Annotated in this window: 17 protein-coding genes; 9 read left to right on the forward strand and 8 right to left on the reverse strand. The window is 72.7% G+C overall.

Features of this window, described 5'->3' with window-relative positions:
- Positions 1-15 precede the first annotated feature (15 nt).
- Positions 16-345, forward strand: a complete 330-nt coding sequence (locus ACIRF9_RS36095; RefSeq protein ID WP_403831288.1) for a rhodanese-like domain-containing protein — start codon at positions 16-18, stop codon at positions 343-345.
- Between the two features lie 6 nt (positions 346-351).
- On the opposite strand, the gene ACIRF9_RS36100 is transcribed toward ACIRF9_RS36095, so the two are convergent.
- The 6 genes from ACIRF9_RS36100 to paaA form a co-directional block, all read right to left on the reverse strand.
- A complete protein-coding gene (locus tag ACIRF9_RS36100; protein WP_403831078.1) occupies positions 352-1,515 on the reverse strand; it encodes an acyl-CoA dehydrogenase family protein in 1,164 nt (387 codons plus the stop codon).
- 201 nt (positions 1,516-1,716) lie between these two features.
- Complete coding sequence (locus ACIRF9_RS36105) at positions 1,717-2,778, reverse strand: 2Fe-2S iron-sulfur cluster-binding protein (RefSeq protein WP_403831080.1); 1,062 nt, start codon at positions 2,776-2,778, stop codon at positions 1,717-1,719.
- Positions 2,778-3,299, reverse strand: a complete 522-nt coding sequence (gene paaD, locus ACIRF9_RS36110) for a 1,2-phenylacetyl-CoA epoxidase subunit PaaD (protein WP_403831083.1) — start codon at positions 3,297-3,299, stop codon at positions 2,778-2,780. The genes ACIRF9_RS36105 and paaD overlap by 1 nt, the downstream gene beginning before the upstream one ends.
- Positions 3,293-4,012, reverse strand: a complete 720-nt coding sequence (paaC, locus tag ACIRF9_RS36115) for a 1,2-phenylacetyl-CoA epoxidase subunit PaaC (protein WP_403831085.1) — start codon at positions 4,010-4,012, stop codon at positions 3,293-3,295. Before paaC ends, paaD begins: the two co-directional genes overlap by 7 nt.
- Positions 4,009-4,296: a 1,2-phenylacetyl-CoA epoxidase subunit PaaB gene (gene paaB, locus ACIRF9_RS36120; RefSeq protein WP_055636201.1), complete on the reverse strand. Its 288-nt coding sequence runs from the start codon at positions 4,294-4,296 to the stop codon at positions 4,009-4,011. Before paaB ends, paaC begins: the two co-directional genes overlap by 4 nt.
- Positions 4,293-5,330 (reverse strand): 1,2-phenylacetyl-CoA epoxidase subunit PaaA, encoded by a 1,038-nt coding sequence (gene paaA / locus ACIRF9_RS36125; protein WP_403831088.1) that lies wholly within the window; start codon positions 5,328-5,330, stop codon positions 4,293-4,295. The genes paaB and paaA overlap by 4 nt, the downstream gene beginning before the upstream one ends.
- A gap of 208 nt (positions 5,331-5,538) precedes the next feature.
- Between paaA and ACIRF9_RS36130 the strand changes: the two genes are divergently transcribed.
- The 3 genes from ACIRF9_RS36130 to ACIRF9_RS36140 are packed head-to-tail and all read left to right on the forward strand — an operon-like array spanning position 5,539 to position 8,274.
- Entirely contained in the window at positions 5,539-6,297 is a 759-nt protein-coding gene (locus ACIRF9_RS36130) for a DUF5819 family protein (protein ID WP_403831091.1), read from the forward strand.
- Complete coding sequence (locus ACIRF9_RS36135; RefSeq protein ID WP_403831093.1) at positions 6,294-7,505, forward strand: HTTM domain-containing protein; 1,212 nt, start codon at positions 6,294-6,296, stop codon at positions 7,503-7,505. The genes ACIRF9_RS36130 and ACIRF9_RS36135 overlap by 4 nt, the downstream gene beginning before the upstream one ends.
- A gap of 19 nt (positions 7,506-7,524) precedes the next feature.
- Entirely contained in the window at positions 7,525-8,274 is a 750-nt protein-coding gene (locus tag ACIRF9_RS36140) for a TrmH family RNA methyltransferase (RefSeq protein ID WP_403831095.1), read from the forward strand.
- 9 nt (positions 8,275-8,283) lie between these two features.
- Here the strand turns inward: ACIRF9_RS36140 and paaN are convergent, their stop codons facing one another.
- The gene (gene paaN / locus ACIRF9_RS36145) at positions 8,284-9,978 is read right to left on the reverse strand and encodes a phenylacetic acid degradation protein PaaN (RefSeq protein ID WP_403831097.1); all 1,695 of its coding nucleotides are present in this window, start codon (positions 9,976-9,978) and stop codon (positions 8,284-8,286) included.
- A 159-nt stretch (positions 9,979-10,137) separates the two neighbouring features.
- Between paaN and ACIRF9_RS36150 the strand changes: the two genes are divergently transcribed.
- Together ACIRF9_RS36150 and ACIRF9_RS36155 are read left to right on the forward strand one after the other, a co-directional pair.
- Positions 10,138-11,652 carry a 3-hydroxyacyl-CoA dehydrogenase gene (locus tag ACIRF9_RS36150; protein ID WP_403831100.1) on the forward strand — a complete coding sequence of 505 codons (1,515 nt, stop codon included), beginning with the start codon at positions 10,138-10,140 and terminating at the stop codon, positions 11,650-11,652.
- Complete coding sequence (locus ACIRF9_RS36155; protein ID WP_403831103.1) at positions 11,649-12,239, forward strand: TetR/AcrR family transcriptional regulator; 591 nt, start codon at positions 11,649-11,651, stop codon at positions 12,237-12,239. Before ACIRF9_RS36150 ends, ACIRF9_RS36155 begins: the two co-directional genes overlap by 4 nt.
- 79 nt (positions 12,240-12,318) lie before the next feature.
- Here the strand turns inward: ACIRF9_RS36155 and ACIRF9_RS36160 are convergent, their stop codons facing one another.
- On the reverse strand, positions 12,319-12,840 hold the full coding sequence (locus ACIRF9_RS36160) for an Lrp/AsnC family transcriptional regulator (RefSeq protein ID WP_403831291.1): 522 nt from the start codon (positions 12,838-12,840) through the stop codon (positions 12,319-12,321).
- Between the two features lie 191 nt (positions 12,841-13,031).
- On the opposite strand from ACIRF9_RS36160, the gene pdhA reads away from it, so the two are divergent.
- The 3 genes from pdhA to ACIRF9_RS36175 are packed head-to-tail and all read left to right on the forward strand — an operon-like array spanning position 13,032 to position 16,487.
- Positions 13,032-14,165 (forward strand): pyruvate dehydrogenase (acetyl-transferring) E1 component subunit alpha, encoded by a 1,134-nt coding sequence (gene pdhA, locus ACIRF9_RS36165; protein ID WP_403831105.1) that lies wholly within the window; start codon positions 13,032-13,034, stop codon positions 14,163-14,165.
- Position 14,166: 1 nt separating this feature from the next.
- Positions 14,167-15,171 carry an alpha-ketoacid dehydrogenase subunit beta gene (locus ACIRF9_RS36170; RefSeq protein ID WP_403831108.1) on the forward strand — a complete coding sequence of 335 codons (1,005 nt, stop codon included), beginning with the start codon at positions 14,167-14,169 and terminating at the stop codon, positions 15,169-15,171.
- Positions 15,171-16,487, forward strand: coding sequence for a dihydrolipoamide acetyltransferase family protein (locus tag ACIRF9_RS36175; protein ID WP_403831111.1), 1,317 nt, complete (start codon positions 15,171-15,173; stop codon positions 16,485-16,487). Before ACIRF9_RS36170 ends, ACIRF9_RS36175 begins: the two co-directional genes overlap by 1 nt.
- The last annotated feature ends 24 nt before the right edge of the window (positions 16,488-16,511 follow it).

Genomic DNA, 16,511 nt, shown 5'->3' on the forward strand with positions numbered 1-16,511 from the left:
AGTTTCGGAGCTGGTGTGCCCACGGTCGAGGTCGGTGACCTCAAGGACGGCGACTTCCTGCTGGACGTCCGCGAGGACGACGAGTGGAAGGCGGGTCACGCCGAAGGGGCGCTGCACCTTCCCATCAGCGAGTTCGTCGCCCGCTACGGCGAGCTGACCGAGGCGGCCCCGCAGGACGGACGGGTCCATGTGATCTGCCGCTCCGGCGGCCGCTCGGCGCAGGTCACCATGTACCTCGTCCAGCAGGGCATCGACGCCGTGAACGTCGACGGCGGCATGCAGTTCTGGCAGGCCCTGGGCCGTCCCGTCGTGACGGACGACGGGCAGCCCGGATCCGTCCTGTAGCCGGGCTCAGGCCCCGAGGGGGTGGGCGGCCAGCAGGTCGCCCAGGGTCTCCTCGTGTGCCGCCGCCGGTCCCAGGGACAGCTCCAGGTGTTTGGCCCAGGCGTGGTAGCGGTGCAGCGGGTAGTCGACGTCGGCGCCGAACCCGCCGTGCAGATGCTGTGCCGTCTGCGCGATCCGCCGTACTCCGTCGGAGGCCCAGATCTTGGCCACCGCGACATCGCCGGAGGCGGGCAGCGCGCCCGGCGCCCCGGAGGCGATCCGCCATGCGGCCTGCCACAGGGTGACCTCCATCGCACGCAGGTCGATGTAGCGGTCGGCGGTCTGCACGGCCACGGCCTGGAAGCTGGCGATCGGGTGCCCGAACTGCTCCCGTTTGCTCGCGTAGTCGCTGGTCATCGCCAGGACGCGGTCCCCCAGGCCGAGGGCCAGCGCGCAGGTCCCGGTGGCCAGCAGTGCGCGCAGGGACTCCCAGGCGCCGTCGGCGGTGATGACGTACGGGGCGGGGATCCGCGCCGACTCCAGCCGCAGTTCGCCGAGCCGCTCGCCGGTCGTGGAGATCTGGGGGGCCAGTGCGGTCCCCTCCTGCCCGCGGGCGATCACGGCGAGGACGCTCCGGTCGTCCCCGGTGCGTGCCGGTACGACGACGAAGTCCGCCTCGTACGCCCACGGCACGGCCGTTTGCACCCCGTCCAGCACCCAGTCGCCGCCCTCACCGCCCGCCCCGCCGTCGGCGTCCTGCCGGGCGGTCACCGCGAGTTCGGCCGCGTCGTGGCCGGTGCGGCCGCTCGCGGCGACGGTCAGCACGACCTCGCCCCGTCCGGCCCGCTCGAGCAGGGCGGACCTCAACTCCGGCCCGCCGTAGGCCTGTACGGCCGCGGCGGCCGCGCTGCTCTCCAGCAGCGGTACCCGCGCCAGCACCTTCCCGGCCTCCCGCAGCACCAGGCAGAGCGCGACGGCGTCCAGGCCGGCTCCGCCGGACTCCTCGTCGAGCAGCAGGCTCAGCAGGTCCGCCGAGGCGAGCCTGGCCCACAGGGCCCGGTCGAGGTCGTCGGCGACGGGGCGGCCCTGGGTGAGCGCGGGGCTCGGCACGCCGTCGGGCGCGACCCCGGCGAACACCCCCCGTGCCGCCTCCGCCGCCGCCTGCTGCTCCTCGGTGAAGGTGAAGTCCACGGCCTGTCCTCCCGACGGGTCAGCTGATCTGTCAGAGAGATCTGACGGGCCGTCAAGATAGAACAGGTTCTAGGAGAAGGGAACGGTCGGGACGGGGAACGGTCGGGACGGGGAACGGCCGGGACGGGGAGTGGTCGGGGCAGGGAACGGCCGGGACAGGGAGTGGTCGGGGCAGGGAACGGTCGGTCACCCGTCGCCCGCTCAGCGGTCGAAGTCCACCTCCACCGCCTCCGTCAGCGGATGTGACTGACAGGCCAGCACATACCCCGCTTCCGTCTCCTCCGGCTCCAGCGCGAAGTTGCGGTCCATGCGGACCTCTCCGGAGACCAGGAAGGCCCGGCAGGTCCCGCACACACCGCCCTTGCAGGCGTAAGGCGCGTCGGGCCGGTTGCGCAGGACCGTGTCCAGGACCGACTCCCCGTCCCGCACGGGCCAGCTGCCGCCCCGGCCGTCGAGCCGGGCGGTCACGGTGCTGTGGGCGGGCGCCGGGGCGGTCGTCGGGTGGGCCGCGCCGTCCACGTGGAAGATCTCCTCGTGGATCCGCGAGCGGGCGACGCCCAGCTCCCGCAGGGCCCGCTCCGCGCCCTGCACCAGCCCGAACGGCCCGCACAGGAACCAGCCCGCCACCTCGGCCACCGGCAGCAGCGCGGGCAGCAGCCCGGTCAGCCGCTCCTGGTCCAGCCGCCCGGAGGGCAGCCCCGCCTGCTGCTCCTCCCGCGAGAGCACGGTGACCAGCTGCAGCCGCTCGGGATACCGGTCCTTGAGGTCGGCGACCTCCTCCAGGAACATCGTCGACGCGGCCGTACGGTCGCCGCGCACGAGGCAGAACCGGGCGGCCGGCTCGCGCGCCAGCAGGGTCGAGACGATCGACAGCACCGGTGTGATCCCGCTGCCGCCGACGATCGCCGCGTACAGACCGGGTGCCGGGTCGAGCGTGAACCGGCCGGCCGGTGTCATCACCTCCAGCTCGTCGCCGACGTTGATCTCCTTCAGCGCGTACGTGGAGAAGGCGCCGCCCTCGACCAGTCGCACGCCCACCCGCAGGGTGTGCGGCCCGTGGCCGGCGGGGTCGGGCGCGGGCGAGCAGATCGAGTACGTCCGCCGGATCTCGGTGCCGTCGGCCACGCGCCGCAGGGCGAGGTGCTGGCCGGGTGCGTGCCGGTACTCCTCGCGCAGTTCCTCGGGGACGGTGAGGCTGAGGGCGACGGAGTCGTCGGTGAGCCGGTCCACCGCGGCCACCGGGAGCGGGTGGAAGCGGGCCATCACAACTCCTTGAAGTGGTCGAAGGGTTCACGGCAGGCCAGGCAGCGGCGCAGCGCCTTGCAGGCGGTGGAGGAGAACCGGCTGAGCAGCTCGGTGTCGGCGGAGCCGCAGTGCGGGCAGCGGACGGGGTCCGCGTCGAGCGTCCGGGTGGGGCCCAGGGCGAGCGCCACCGGCCCGGTCCCTCGTCCCGTCCGGGGTGGGGCTATGCCGAACTCGCGCAGTTTGCGGCGGCCTTCGTCCGTGATGTCGTCCGTCGACCAGGCCGGGGCCAGCACCGTGCGCACGGTGACCTGCCGTACGCCGTGCTCGTGGAGCACCCGCTCGATGTCCGACGACATCGCCTCGATCGCCGGGCAGCCGGTGTACGTCGGGGTCAGCTGGACCTCGACCGAGCCGGCGTTCTGTACGCGCACCGCCCGCACCACGCCCAGTTCGCTCAGCGTCAGCACCGGCAGTTCCGGGTCCGGCACGGAACCGGCCAGTGCGAGCAGTTCCGCCTCCAGCGCGGTGGCCGTCACCATGACGCCCCCGGGTGGCTGCGGTGCAGATGCTGCATCTCGGCGAGCATCCGGCCGAAGGGCTCGGTGTGCAGGCCCTGACGGCCCGCGCCGGCGGTCCACGCCCCGGAGCGCGGGCCTTCGGGGACCGTCAGTCCGGCCCGGCGCAGCACCTCCCCGACCGACTCCAGCCAGGTCGTCTCGATCCCGGTCAGGTCGGCGTCGAGTCCGTCCACGGGGCGGAACATCTCCCCGGTGAACCGCCACAGGGCCGCGCACGCCCGTCCCATCCGCTCGTGGCTCGCCTCCGTGCCGTCGCCGAGTCGCAGGGTCCACTGCTCGGCGTGGTCGCGGTGGTAGGCGGTCTCCTTGACGGCCTTGGCGGCGAGGCCGGCGAACGGGCCGTCCCCGGTGGCCAGTTCGGCGTACAGCAGGTGCTGGTAGGTGGAGAAGTAGAGCTGGCGGGCGATGGTGTGGGCGAAGTCGCCGTTGGGCTGTTCGACCAGCTGGACGTTGCGGAAGGCGCGTTCCTCCCGGAGGTAGGCCAGTTCGTCCTCGTCGCCGGCCATGGACAGCAGGATGCGGGCCTGGCCGAGCAGGTCGAGCGCGATGTTGGCGAGGGCGACCTCCTCCTCCAGCACCGGCGCGTGGCCCATCCACTCGCCGAGGCGGTGGGAGAGCACCAGGGCGTCGTCGCCGAGGGCGAGGGCGGCCGTCGTGGTCACCGTGGGCGTCACAGGTGCTGCACCCCCTCCGGGATCTCGTAGAACGTCGGGTGCCGGTACGGCTTGTCGGCGGACGGCTCGAAGAACGGGTCCTTCTCGTCCGGTGAGGAGGCCGTGACCGCCGAGGAGGGCACCACCCAGATCGAGACGCCCTCGCCGCGCCGGGTGTACAGGTCGCGGGCGTTGCGCAGGGCGAACTCCGCGTCCGGCGCGTGCAGGCTGCCGGCGTGGGTGTGGGAGAGGCCGCGCCGGGAGCGCACGAAGACCTCCCACAGCGGCCAGTCGGTGTTCGTCATGCCTGTGCCACTTCCCTCTCGCCGGTGTGCGCGGCCCGGTGGGCGGCGCCCGTGTGCTTGGCCGCGTAGGCCGCGGCCGCCTCCCGTACCCAGGCGCCCTCGTCGTGGGCGCGCCTGCGCTGGGTGATGCGCTGTTCGTTGCACGGGCCGTTGCCCTTGAGGACCTGCTTGAACTCGGTCCAGTCGATCGGGCCGAAGTCGTGCTGTCCGCGCTCCTCGTTCCACCGGAGGTCCGGGTCGGGCAGGGTGAGGCCGAGGGACTTCGCCTGGGGGACGCAGATGTCGACGAAGCGCTGGCGCAGCTCGTCGTTGGAGTGGCGCTTGATCTTCCAGGCCGTCGACTGCGCGGAGTGCGCGGACTCGTCGTCGGGCGGGCCGAACATCATCAGCGACGGCCACCACCAGCGGTCCACGGCGTCCTGCGCCATCGCGTGCTGCTCGGGGGTGCCCCGGCTGAGGGCCAGCAGCAGCTCGTACCCCTGGCGCTGGTGGAAGGACTCCTCCTTGCAGATGCGGACCATCGCGCGCGCGTACGGGCCGTAGGAGCAGCGGCACAGGGGGACCTGGTTGGTGATCGCGGCGCCGTCCACGAGCCAGCCGATCGCGCCGACGTCCGCCCAGGTCAGCGTGGGGTAGTTGAAGATCGAGGAGTACTTCTGGCGGCCGGTGTGCAGCTTGTCCAGCAGCTCGTCGCGGCCGACGCCGAGGGTTTCGGCCGCGCTGTAGAGGTAGAGGCCGTGGCCGGCCTCGTCCTGGACCTTCGCCATCAGGATGGCCTTGCGGCGCAGGGAGGGCGCGCGCGTGATCCAGTTGGCCTCCGGCTGCATGCCGATGATCTCGGAGTGCGCGTGCTGGGCGATCTGCCGCACCAGCGTCGCGCGGTAGGCGTCGGGCATCCAGTCGCGGGGCTCGATGCGCTCGTCGGCGGCCACGGCGGCGTCGAAGGCGTGCTGGTACGCCTCGGTGTCGCCTGCCGGGGCGCTCTCGGCGTACGGCTGGGTGCGGGCCGTCTGCTGGGCGGCTGCTGTCGCCATGCGGTCCCCCTTGATCGCTTCTCGCTGCTCCCGACCGATCGTTCGGTCCGTGCGATTCCATGGTGGGACGGCCGTCGTAAGGTGTCAACCGCTGTGGATAACCTGCGGGCGGGGAGGGGCTGCGCCGAACGCATGGGGCTGAGTACCGTTCGCGATTGCGCGACGCAGCAGACACGGGAAGTCGACCGGAATCGGGGAACGGGGCGGAATGGACGCGTACGACGCAGGGCCCGGTGCCTCACGAGCGCCGGGGACGTCGCAGGACCCCGAGACGGGGCCGCCGCCCGGTGACACCGGTGAGTCCCCTCCCCCCGAACCGCGTACCGGTGTGGCCGCGCTCTCGCCGCGCTACCAGATAGCCGCCGCCCTGGCGCTCGCCGTCGTCGCGGTCACCGTCTGTGTGCATCTGGGAATGGTGTTCCTGCACGTCGCGCCGTCGAACACGGTCACCAAGACGCACGGCAGGGCGATCGATGACTGGGTGTACCCGGAGTTCGAGCAGAACTGGAAGCTGTTCGCGCCGAACCCGCTGCAGCAGAACATCGCCGTCCAGGTCCGCGCCCAGATCCGCACCACCGGCGGCGACACGCGCACCACCGGCTGGTACGACCTGTCCGCCCAGGACGGCCGGGCCATCGACGGCAACATCGTGCCCAGCCACACGCAGCAGAACGAGCTGCGCCGCGCCTGGGACTTCTTCACCGCCACGCACGGCGCGGACAACCGCTCCCTCGGCCTGCGCGGCGCTCTCTCCGAGACCTATCTGCGCCGGATCGTGGTGCTCCGGCTGGACCGTGGTGGCGCGGCCGGCGCCGACGAGGTGGTCGAGCGGGTCCAGGTCCGTTCCAGCACCACCAACGTGACCCCGCCGAAGTGGAGCACCGAGAAGGTGTCGCTGACGCCGGTGTACCGGGTGCTGCCCTGGTGGTCGGTGCCGGACGCCGAGGCCGAGGGAGGTGTGCGGTGAACCGGTTCACCCTGTCGGTGTCCGCCGCCATCGCGCGCGTCACCGAGTCGGCGCACGGCCCCTACCAGAGCGCCGTGGTCCGGATCGGCTTCAGCGCGACCTGGCTGATGTTCCTGCTGCGCGAGCTGCCCCACCGCGAGGAGCTCTACGGCCCCGACGGGCCCTGGAGCTGGGTCCTGGCCCGGCAGCTGATCGGCAGCAACGGCGCGTTCACGGCCCTGATGTGGTCGGACGGGCGCCTGTGGTTCGAGGTCGTGTACGCGCTCGCCGTGCTCGCGAGCGCCCTGCTGCTGGTGGGCTGGCACACCCGCGCGATGTCGGTGCTGTTCATGGTCGGCGTGCTCTCGCTGCAGAATCGCAGCGTCTTCATGGGGGACGGCGGCGACAACGTCCTGCACCTGATGTCGATCTACCTCGTCTTCCTGCGCTGCGGCCAGGTGTGGTCGCTGGACGCCCGCCGGGCGCGCCGCGCGCAGGAGGCACACGCGCGTGGAGAGCGGGTCACCGACCGGGTCGGGCCCGCCCTGTGGCTCGTCTCCGGCTTCGTGCTGACCACCGTGACGGTGGCGGGCCGGTTCCACAGCCACTGGACGATCCCGGCGCTGCTGTGGGCGGTGTGGGCGGCGCTCGCCCTGTGGTGGGTGGTGGGACAGCGCACGAAGTCGGCGGAGCCGCGGATCCTGCTCGACGTGATCGCCAACATCCTGCACAACGGCGCCCTGGTCGTGATCATGGCCGAGGCCTGTCTGATCTACGCGACGGCCGGCTGGTACAAGATCCAGGGCTCGCGCTGGCAGGACGGCACCGCCGTGTACTACCCGCTGCACCTGGACTACTTCTCGCCCTGGCCCGCGCTCGGCGATCTGCTCTCCAGCAGCGGCACGATGGTCGTGCTGGTGACCTACGGGACGGTGATCGTGCAGGTCGCCTTCCCGTTCACGCTGTTCAACCGGCGGGTGAAGAACGTGCTGCTGGCCGTGATGATGACCGAGCACGCCGCGATCGCCGTGATCCTCGGGCTGCCGTTCTTCTCGCTGGCGATGATCGCGGCGGACGCGGTCTTCCTGCCGACGCCGTTCCTGCGTCGGCTGGGCGACTGGGCGGTACGCGCGCGTGTGCTGGTGTTCTCGCGTGACGGCCGCACGCCGGTGCCGGAGCAGCGGGCGCCCGAGAACCCCGAGCCCAGCCACGTAGGCTCCCCGTCATGACCGACCCCGTGAGCGCCTGATGACCGACCCCGTGAGCGTCTGGCACCGCCTGGCCGACTCGCACGTCCTGCTGGACGGCTTCCACGCCCTCAAGCACGCCGTGCGCTTCGGAGCCGCGGTGCCGGTCGCGGTCACCGTCGACCGGGCGGCGGCGCTCGCCCTCGCCGACGAGCTCGCCCCCGACGTACGCGGCACCCTGGACGCCCTCCTGACGGAGGTCCCGGAGACGACGTACGCCTCGCTGGTGCCGCGCCCGCATCCCACCGCCGTGGCGGCCCTGGCCGTACGGCCCACTCGCGAGGCCCAGCTGGCGAAGCTGGCGCACACGCCCCGCACCGCGCCCGTCGTGGTCCTCGACAACCCGCGCAACCTGGGCAACGCGGGGGCCGTGATCCGGCTGGCCGCCGGCTTCGGGGCCACCGGGGTGGTCACCACCGGCACGCTCGACCCCTGGCATCCGACGGTCGTGCGGGGCGGCGCGGGCCTGCACTTCGCGACCGCCGTGGAGCGGCTGGCCGTGGCGGAGCTGCCCGCCGGGCCGGTGTTCGCACTGGACCCGGAGGGCGACGACCTGCGGGGCGTGAAGCTCCCGGACGACGCCCTCCTGGCCTTCGGCTCGGAACGCAGCGGCCTGTCGGCCGAGCTACGCGCGCGTGCCGACCATCTGCTGTCCCTGCCGATGCGCCCCCAGGTGTCCAGCTACAACCTGGCGACGAGTGTGGCGATGAGCCTGTACCACTGGAGCAGCGGCACGCACAGCGCCCCTTGAGGAGCGCCCTCAGGCGTCCCGACGCACCTCGACGACCCGGAACCGGTTGGCGACGAACGCACCGTCGGTGAGCGCGGCGTTGGCCGCCGGGTTGCCCCCCGATCCGTGGAAGTCGGAGAAGGCGGCCGTCTGGTTGACGTACACCCCGCCGGTGAGGTTGAGCGACAACTGGGCGGCCTCCTCCAGGCAGACCTCCTCGACCTCCCGCTCGATCTCGGCGTCGGTCGTGTACGCGCCGACGGTCATCGCGCCCTTCTCCCGCACCGTGCGCCGCAGCAGGGCGACGGCGTCGGCGGCGGAGTCGACGGCGACGGCGAAGGAGACCGGGCCGAAGCACTCACTCATGTACGCGGCCTCGTCGTCCGGCTTGGCACCGTCCAGCTTCACGATCACCGGTGTGCGCACGACCGCGTCCGGGAACTCCGGGTTGGTCACCTCGCGGGAGGCGAGGGCGACCTCGCCGAGGCCGGCGGCGGCCTCCAGCCGGGCCTTGACGTCCGGGTTGACGATCGCGCCCAGCAGGGCGTTCGCGCGCGCGTCGTCGCCGAGGAGGCCGTCGACGGAGCGGGCGAGGTCGGCGACCACCTCGTCGTAGGTCTTCGGGCCCTGGTCGGTGCGGATGCCGTCGCGGGGGATCAGCAGGTTCTGCGGGGTGGTGCACATCTGGCCGCTGTACAGGGACAGCGAGAACGCCAGGTTGGCGAGCATGCCCTTGTAGTTCGCGGTCGACTCCACCAGCACGGTGTTGACGCCGGCCTTCTCGGTGTACACCTGCGCCTGGCGGGCGTTGGCCTCCAGCCAGTCGCCGAAGGCGGTCGAACCCGTGTAGTCGATGATCCTGATCTCGGGGTGGATCGCCAGGGTCTTGGCGATGCCCTCGCCCGGACGCTCGGCGGCCAGTGCGACCAGGTTCGGGTCGAAGCCGGCGGCGGCGAGCACGTCGCGCGCGACCTGCACGGTCAGCGCGAGGGGCAGCACCGCGCGGGGGTGCGGTTTGACCAGGACCGCGTTGCCGGTGGCGAGGGAGGCGAACAGGCCCGGGTAGCCGTTCCACGTCGGGAAGGTGTTGCAGCCGACGAGGAGGGCGATGCCGCGCGGTACCGGCGTGAAGTTCTTGGTCATGCTGAGCGGGTCGCGCTTGCCCTGGGGCTTGCTCCACTCCGCGGTGCCGGGCGTGCGGACCTGCTCCGCGTACGCGTACGCCACCGCTTCCAGGCCGCGGTCCTGCGCGTGCGGGCCGCCCGCCTGGAACGCCATCATGAACGCCTGGCCGGAGGTGTGCATGACCGCGTGCGCGAACTCGTGCGTCCGGTCGCCGATGCGCTTGAGGATCTCCAGACAGACCACAGCGCGGACCTCCGCGCCCGCGTCCCGCCAGCGGCGCTGTCCGGCGCGCATGGCGGCCAGGAGCACGTCCACGTCCGCGTGCGGGTACGTCACGCCCAGGGGGACGCCGTACGGCGAGACCTCGTCGCCGACCCAGTCGTCGGTGCCGGGCTGGCCGAGGTCGAGGCGGGTGTTCAGGAGGGCGTCGAAGGCCGACTTGCCGGCCGCGGCGTCCAGGCTGCCGTTCTCCCCGTAGGCCTTGGGGTGTTCCGGGTGGGGGGACCAGTACGCGCGGGTGCGGATCGCTTCCAGGGCCTGGTCGAGGGTGGGCCGGTGCTGGGCGATCAGATCGGCGGTGGTCAGTTCGGCGGCGGCCATGCGGGACCAACTCCTCGTCTTGAGAACTCTCCGTCGAGCTCATGACCTGGCGGAAACCTGGGCAGGAACCTCCAGTCAGGGCTAGAGTAACCGAACGATCGGTCGGGACAAGGGGGCCTGCCGCATCTGTGGAAAACCCCGTGCGGGAGGATCGCGCACATGACAGCACTCGACCTCAGCAGCCCCGTGGCCGTCGTCGGCACCGGCACCATGGGCCAGGGCATCGCCCAGGTCGCGCTGGTCGCGGGCCACCCCGTACGGCTGTACGACGCCGTCCCCGGCCGGGCTCGGGAAGCGGCCGCCGCGATCGGGGCCCGCCTCGACCGGCTCGTCGAGAAGAACCGTCTCGCCGGAGCCGACCGGGACATCGCCCGCGCCCGCCTGTGGCCCGCCGAGAGCCTCGCCGACCTCGCGGACTGCGGCCTGGTCGTCGAGGCCGTCCTGGAGCAGCTGGACGTCAAACAGGACCTCTTCCGCGGGTTGGAGGACGTGGTCGGCGAGGACTGTCTGCTCGCCACCAACACCTCCTCCCTGTCGGTCACGGCCATCGGCGGCGCCCTGCGCAACCCGGGCCGCTTCGTGGGCCTGCACTTCTTCAACCCGGCGCCGCTGCTGCCGCTGGTCGAGGTCGTCTCCGGGTACGCCACCGACGTCACGTCGGCCACGCGCGCGTACGAGACCGCACGCTCCTGGGGCAAGACGCCGGTCGCCTGCGCCGACACCCCCGGCTTCATCGTCAACCGCATCGCGCGGCCCTTCTACGCCGAGGCGTTCGCCGTCTACGAGGCGCAGGGCGCCGACCCGGCCACCATCGACGCGGTCCTGCGCGAGTCCGGCGGCTTCCGGATGGGTGCCTTCGAGCTGACCGACCTGATCGGCCAGGACGTCAACGAGTTGGTGACGCACTCCGTGTGGCAGGCCTTCTTCCAGGACGTGCGCTTCACCCCGTCGCTCGCCCAGCGCCGCCTGGTCGAGTCCGGCCGGCTGGGCCGCAAGAGCGGCCAGGGCTGGTACGACCACCGGGACGACGCCGAGCCCGCCGAGCCGCACACCGCCGAGAAGCAGCAGGCGCCCGCCTATGTCGTCGCCGAGGGTGACCTGGGCCCCGCCTCCGAACTGCTCGCCCTGATCCGGGAGGCGGGCATCCAGGTCCGTGAGGACGAGGAGGACCACGGCACCCGGCTGGTGCTGCCCGGCGGCGGCCAGCTCGCCCTCGCCGACGGCCAGACCTCCGTGGAGTTCCGCGACGTCGTCTACTTCGACCTCGCCCTGGACTACCGCAAGGCCACCCGCATCGCGCTGTCCGCCTCCCAGGACACCTCCCAGCAGACCCTGGCCGAGGCGATCGGCCTCTTCCAGGCGCTCGGCAAGGACGTCAGCGTCATCGGCGACATCCCCGGCATGATCGTCGCCCGAACGGTCGCCCGGATCGTCGACCTCGCGCACGACGCCGTCGGCAAGGGCGTCGCCACCGAGGAGGACATCGACACCGCGATGCGCCTCGGCGTGAACTACCCCCTCGGCCCCTTCGAGTGGAGCCGCCGCCTGGGCCGCATGTGGGCCTTCTCCCTCCTGGACGACCTGCACGAACGCGACCCCTCCGGCCGCTACGCGCCGTCCCTCGCGCTCTACCGGCACTCCTTCGCCACCGAGAAGCGGGAGGGCGCCTCGTGACCACCGCCAAGCGCGACACGTACACCCCGGAGACCCTGCTCTCCGTCGCCGTCCAGGTCTTCAACGAGCGTGGCTACGACGGCACCTCCATGGAGCATCTCTCCCGGGCGGCGGGCATCTCGAAGTCGTCGATCTACCACCACGTCTCCGGCAAGGAGGAACTGCTGCGCCGGGCCGTCAGCCGTGCCCTGGACGGCCTCTTCGGGATCCTCGAGGAGGAGCACGCGCGCGTGGGGCGGGCCGAGGAGCGCCTGGAGTACGTCGTGCGGCGCATGGTCGAGGTGCTGATCGGTGAACTGCCGTACGTCACGCTGCTGCTGCGCGTGCGCGGCAACACCGACACCGAGCGGTGGGCCCTGGAGCGCCGCCGCGACTTCGACCACGAGGTCGCCGAGCTGCTGAAGGCGGCCGCCGCCGACGGGGACGTCCGCGTGGACGTGGAGGTGCGGCTCGCCACCCGGCTGGTCTTCGGGATGATCAACTCGATCGTCGAGTGGTACCGGCCGGGCGGCCGCGGCATGGCCGAGGGCGACGTGGCCGACGCGGTGGTGCGGCTGGTCTTCGACGGCCTGCGCACGGCCCCGTAGGCCGACCGCACACGGCCGGGCCCGTAGGAGGCCGGCGTACGCCCCCGTAGGCGGCCCGCCCACGCCCCCGTGGGGAGCCTCAGCCCTGCGGCTCCAGGTCCTCCTCCTCGAACACCAGCAGCGTGCGGGTGCTGAGCACCTCGGGAATGGCCTGGAGCCGGGTCAGCACCACCTCGCGCAGCGCCCTGTTGTCGGGTGTGTGCACCAGCAGCAGGACGTCGAAGTCCCCGCCCACCAGGGCGATGTGGGAGGCGCCGGGCAGCTGTCTGAGCTGCTCGCGCACCGTGCGCCAGGAGTTCTGCACGATCTTCAGCGTGATGTACGCGCTCGTCCCCTGGCCCGCCCGCTCATGGTTCACCCGGGCTCCGAAGCCACGGATCACCCCGTCCTCGACCAGCCGGTTGATCCGCGCGTAGGCGTTGGCGCGCGAGACGTGCACCCGCTCGGCGACCGACCGTATCGACGCGCGGCCGTCCGCCTGGAGCATCTGCAGGATGTCCTTGTCGATCGCGTCGAGCGGGCGCGGCGGCGCCATCGCGGCACCGCTCCCGGAGCCGTCGGGCAGCGGCGGCGGCGCACTGCCTTCCGGGCTCTCGGCCATTTGTTCAGGTGCCATGTCCCCCCGCCTCTCCGCCATGGACGTACTGCGTCCATCTCAGGTTGTGGAGAACCGTTTGTCCACAGCCTGAGGGGGCCTGTAGCCAAAATGTGCCGACGACCGAACAATCGGTAGGTGAGGCGGGTCACAAGCCGACACGCCTCCCACAGCCGCTCCCACGAGGAGGTGCCGTCATGACGGTCATGGAGCAGCGGGGCGCGTACCGGCCGACCCCGCCGCCCGCCTGGCAGCCCCGCACCGACCCCGCGCCGCTGCTGCCCGACGCGGAGCCCTACCGCGTCCTCGGCACCGAGCAGGCCGCGAAGGCCGACCCGGAGCTGCTGCGGCGGCTGTACGCCCACCTGGTGCGCGGCCGCCGCTACAACGCCCAGGCGACCGCCCTGACCAAGCAGGGCAGACTCGCCGTCTACCCCTCCACCACCGGCCAGGAGGCCTGCGAGGTCGCCGCCGCGCTGGCCCTCCAGGACCGTGACTGGCTCTTCCCCAGCTACCGCGACACCCTCGCGGTCGTCGCCCGCGGCGTGGACCCCGTGGAGGCGCTCACGCTGCTGCGCGGCGACTGGCACACCGGCTACGACCCGTACGAGCACCGCGTGGCCCCCCTGTGCACCCCGCTCGCCACCCAGCTCCCGCACGCCGTGGGCCTCGCGCACGCGGCCCGCCTCAAGGGCGACGACGTGGTCGCGCTCGCCATGGTCGGCGACGGCGGCACCAGCGAGGGCGACTTCCACGAGGCGCTGAACTTCGCCGCCGTCTGGCAGGCCCCGGTCGTCTTCCTGGTCCAGAACAACGGCTTCGCGATCTCCGTACCGCTCGCCAAGCAGACCGCCGCCCCCTCCCTGGCCCACAAGGCCGTCGGATACGGCATGCCGGGCCGCCTGGTCGACGGCAACGACGCCGCCGCCGTGCACGAGGTCCTCACCGATGCCGTGCGGCACGCGCGCGCGGGCGGCGGCCCCACCCTCGTCGAGGCCGTCACGTACCGCATCGAGGCGCACACCAACGCCGACGACGCGACCCGTTACCGCGGTGACGCCGAGGTCGAGACCTGGCGCGAGCACGACCCCATCCTGCTGCTGGAGCGCGAGCTCACCGCGCGCGGGCTGCTCGACGAGGACACCCGGCAGGCCGCCCGGGACGCCGCCGAGACGATGGCCGCCGACCTGCGCGCCCGCATGAACCAGGACCCGGCCCTCGACCCCATGGACCTCTTCGCCCACGTGTACGCCGAGGACACCCCCCAACTGCGCGAACAACGCGCGTTCCTGCGGGCCGAGCTCGACGCCGAGCAGGAAGGCGCGCACTGACATGACGACCGTCGCCCTCAAGCCCGCCACCATGGCGCAGGCCCTCACGCGCGCGCTGCGCGACGCGATGGCCGCCGATCCGTCCGTGCACGTCCTGGGCGAGGACGTGGGCACCCTCGGCGGTGTCTTCCGGGTCACCGACGGGCTCGCCGAGGAGTTCGGCGAGGACCGCTGCACCGACACCCCGCTCGCCGAGGCCGGCATCCTCGGCACCGCCGTCGGCATGGCCATGTACGGCCTGCGCCCCGTCGTCGAGATGCAGTTCGACGCCTTCGCCTACCCGGCGTTCGAGCAGCTCATCAGCCATGTCGCCCGGATGCGCAACCGCACCCGCGGCCGGATGCCCCTGCCGATCACCATCCGCGTGCCCTACGGCGGCGGCATCGGCGGCGTCGAGCACCACAGCGACTCCTCCGAGGCCTACTACATGGCGACCCCGGGCCTCCATGTCGTCACGCCCGCCACGGTCGCCGACGCCTACGGCCTGCTGCGCGCCGCCATCGCCTCCGACGACCCGGTCGTCGTCCTCGAGCCGAAGCGCCTGTACTGGTCCAAGGACTCCTGGAACCCGGAGCATCCGACGGACGTGGAACCGATCGGCCGAGCCGTCGTGCGCCGCGCCGGCCGCAGCGCCACCCTCATCACCTACGGCCCGTCGGTGCCGGTCTGCCTCGAAGCCGCCGAGGCGGCGCACGCCGAGGGCTGGGACCTCGAAGTCGTCGACCTGCGGTCCCTGGTGCCCTTCGACGACGAGACGGTCGCCGCGTCGGTACGCCGCACCGGCCGCGCGGTCGTCGTCCACGAGTCGGGCTCCTACGGCGGCCCGGGCGGGGAGATCGCGGCCCGGGTCACGGAGCGCTGCTTCCACCACCTGGAGGCACCCGTGCTGCGGGTCGCCGGTTTCGACATCCCGTACCCGCCGCCGATGCTGGAGCGCCACCACCTGCCCGGCGTCGACCGCATCCTGGACGCCGTGGCGCGGCTGCAGTGGGAGGCCGGGAACTGATGGCACAGGTGCTGGAGTTCAAGCTCCCCGACCTCGGTGAGGGACTCACCGAGGCGGAGATCGTGCGCTGGCTGGTCCAGGTCGGCGACGTCGTCGCCGTCGACCAGCCGGTCGTCGAGGTCGAGACGGCCAAGGCGATGGTCGAGGTGCCCTGTCCCTACGGCGGTGTCGTCACCGCCCGCTTCGGCGAGGAGGGCACCGAACTGCCCGTCGGCGCCCCGCTGATCACGGTCGCCGTCGGCGCCCCGGCCTCCGGCGGTCCGGCCGAGGGATCGGGCAACGTGCTGGTGGGCTACGGCACCTCGGAGGCACCGGCACGCAGGCGCCGGGTCCGCCCCGCGCAGCCGACACCGACACCGACGGCTTCCGCGACCGCCGTCGGCCCTGTCCCGGCCGCTCCGGCCGTCCCGGCCGCCCCGTCCGGGGCGCCGGAAGGCCCCGTCGCCGTGATCTCCCCCCTGGTCCGCCGCCTCGCCCGCGAGAACGGCCTGGACCTGCGGGAGCTGACCGGTTCCGGACCCGACGGCCTGATCCTGCGCGCCGACGTCGAGAACGCGCTGAAGGCGGCTGCCGCCCCGCGGCCCGCCCCGGTGCCGGCGGCCGCGGCCGCCTCCTCCCCTCTCACCGGCGGTCGCCGCATCCCCCTCAAGGGCGTCCGGGGTGCCGTCGCCGACAAGTTGTCCCGGAGCCGGCGTGAGATCCCCGACGCGACCTGCTGGGTGGACGCCGACGCGACCGAGCTGATGCGCGCCCGCGCCGCCATGAACGCGACCGGTGGCCCGAAGATCTCCCTCCTCGCGCTGCTGGCCCGGATCTGCACCGCCGCCCTGGCCCGCCATCCGGAGCTCAACTCCACCGTCGACCTGGAGGCCCGGGAGGTCGTCCAGCTCGACCAGGTGCACTTGGGCTTCGCCGCGCAGACCGAGCGCGGGCTGGTCGTGCCCGTCGTACGGGACGCGCACGCCCGGGACGCCGAGGGGCTCACCGCGGAGTTCGCCCGGCTCACCGAGGCGGCCCGCGACGGCCGTCTCACCCCCGGCGAGCTGACCGGCGGGACCTTCACCCTGAACAACTACGGTGTGTTCGGCGTCGACGGCTCCACCCCGATCATCAACCACCCCGAGGCGGCCATGCTGGGCGTCGGACGGATCGTCCCCAAGCCGTGGGTGCACGAGGGCGAGCTGGCCGTGCGCCAGGTCGTCCAGCTCTCGCTCACCTTCGACCACCGGGTGTGCGACGGCGGCACGGCCGGAGGCTTCCTGCGGTATGTGGCGGACTGCGTGGAACAGCCGGCGGTGCTGCTGCGCACCCTGTGATCACGCGGCTCCCGCGTTCCCTGT

Origin of the sequence: Streptomyces sp. NPDC096132, assembly GCF_044763345.1 — a bacterium.
Taxonomy (GTDB): Bacteria; Actinomycetota; Actinomycetes; order Streptomycetales; family Streptomycetaceae; genus Streptomyces.

Bases quoted from the DNA above. Each gene is read 5' to 3' on its own strand.
- ACIRF9_RS36170 (WP_403831108.1), top strand. From the start codon at position 14,167: ATGACGACCGTCGCCCTCAAGCCCGCCACCATGGCGCAGGCCCTCACG.
- ACIRF9_RS36175 (WP_403831111.1), top strand. From the start codon at position 15,171: ATGGCACAGGTGCTGGAGTTCAAGCTCCCCGACCTCGGTGAGGGACTC.
- paaA (WP_403831088.1), bottom strand. From the start codon at position 5,330: ATGGCGACAGCAGCCGCCCAGCAGACGGCCCGCACCCAGCCGTACGCC.
- paaD (WP_403831083.1), bottom strand. From the start codon at position 3,299: ATGGTGACGGCCACCGCGCTGGAGGCGGAACTGCTCGCACTGGCCGGT.
- ACIRF9_RS36105 (WP_403831080.1), bottom strand. From the start codon at position 2,778: ATGGCCCGCTTCCACCCGCTCCCGGTGGCCGCGGTGGACCGGCTCACC.
- ACIRF9_RS36160 (WP_403831291.1), bottom strand. From the start codon at position 12,840: ATGGCCGAGAGCCCGGAAGGCAGTGCGCCGCCGCCGCTGCCCGACGGC.
- ACIRF9_RS36130 (WP_403831091.1), top strand. From the start codon at position 5,539: ATGGACGCGTACGACGCAGGGCCCGGTGCCTCACGAGCGCCGGGGACG.
- ACIRF9_RS36140 (WP_403831095.1), top strand. From the start codon at position 7,525: ATGACCGACCCCGTGAGCGTCTGGCACCGCCTGGCCGACTCGCACGTC.
- ACIRF9_RS36150 (WP_403831100.1), top strand. From the start codon at position 10,138: ATGACAGCACTCGACCTCAGCAGCCCCGTGGCCGTCGTCGGCACCGGC.
- paaN (WP_403831097.1), bottom strand. From the start codon at position 9,978: ATGGCCGCCGCCGAACTGACCACCGCCGATCTGATCGCCCAGCACCGG.
- pdhA (WP_403831105.1), top strand. From the start codon at position 13,032: ATGACGGTCATGGAGCAGCGGGGCGCGTACCGGCCGACCCCGCCGCCC.
- paaB (WP_055636201.1), bottom strand. From the start codon at position 4,296: ATGACGAACACCGACTGGCCGCTGTGGGAGGTCTTCGTGCGCTCCCGG.